This window comes from Psychrobacter sp. CMS30, from assembly GCF_904846565.1.
GTDB lineage: Bacteria > Pseudomonadota > Gammaproteobacteria > Pseudomonadales > Moraxellaceae > Psychrobacter > Psychrobacter maritimus.
Window position 1 is genome coordinate 1 of the sequence record NZ_CAJHBF010000051.1, and the last position, 1,100, is coordinate 1,100.

The following is a 1,100-nucleotide window of genomic DNA, read 5'->3' on the forward strand; positions in this document are numbered from 1 at the left end:
ACGGTTTATTTGGATACGTCGTTTTGTAGAGATGCGCCAAAACTTAGGCATTACAGGCGATGAGCAAGGCTCAGGTGATAGCGAAAACCAAGGTAAAGCCGGTGACTTTGCCCAAGCGTATGTGATATCTCATGAGGTTGGTCATCATGTACAGACCTTGCTCGGTATTACCCAACAAGTAAATGAAGCCGGTCGTCAAGTTACGCGCGCACAGGCCAATAAGCTGTCGGTATTACAAGAACTACAGGCGGATTGTTTTGCGGGCGTTTGGGCACAGCGTAATCAAGAGCGCGTGCAGTTTTTAGAAGCCGGTGATATCGATGAAGCCATCAATGCCGCCAGTCAAATTGGTGATGATCGCTTGGCGCGTGCCAGTGGTGGGGCAGTCGTACCTGATAATTTCACTCATGGTACCAGTCAACAGCGCGTTCAGTGGTTTACCCGTGGTTTAGAGAGTGGCAATATTCAATCTTGCGATACTTTTAGTGGCGCACTATAAGTAATGGGGCATTATAAATAGTGAGGCATTATAAAAGTATTGCTTCGTTGCTTAATAAATAAACATAAAAAAGCCTGCAATTTAATTGCAGGCTTTTTATTTTGATAACTGTCTGTTGATAGCTATCTAAAATATATTATTTGGTTTGGTCATAGATATAACCACCAGCGCCACCAAGAGCAGCACCCGCTAATGCACCACGTGCGATATCTTTACTATCGCCTTTACTTCTGATTAGAGCACCAGCAGCAGCGCCTGCAGTAGCACCTCTTACGGTGTTGTTTGCGTTGCCGTATGGGCCTGTATTACAACCAGTCATGATTAATGCTGAACTAGTAATGGCTGTCATTGCAAAAGTTTTAGCAAATTTCATATTATCACCTATTAAGTCGTCAAATTTAAAATACAATATACAGTTTAAAATACAATAAGTATCTAGTGATGTTTGTACTACTTTGCATAGTAGCCCGTTTATGTCTATCGCGGCGTAGTAGAAACGCTAAGCTTTGCAAATAGCCTGTAAAGTATGTTGCTTCACTGTATCGTTGGTAGGGCTTTTGCTTGGAGTTATTGTATTTATAATGAAAGTCCGCTAACTGTT

At 42.3% G+C, this 1,100-nt stretch carries 1 protein-coding gene and 1 pseudogene; one reads left to right on the forward strand and one right to left on the reverse strand.

Annotation, left to right across the window (positions count from 1 at the left end):
- Positions 1-499, forward strand: a pseudogene (locus JMX94_RS13210) (neutral zinc metallopeptidase); the annotation flags it as partial.
- A gap of 136 nt (positions 500-635) precedes the next feature.
- Here JMX94_RS13210 and JMX94_RS13215 read toward each other — a convergent pair.
- The gene (locus tag JMX94_RS13215; RefSeq protein ID WP_201563623.1) at positions 636-872 is read right to left on the reverse strand and encodes a hypothetical protein; all 237 of its coding nucleotides are present in this window, start codon (positions 870-872) and stop codon (positions 636-638) included.
- Positions 873-1,100 lie beyond the last annotated feature (228 nt).

Bases quoted from the DNA above. Each gene is read 5' to 3' on its own strand.
- JMX94_RS13215 (WP_201563623.1), bottom strand. From the start codon at position 872: ATGAAATTTGCTAAAACTTTTGCAATGACAGCCATTACTAGTTCAGCA.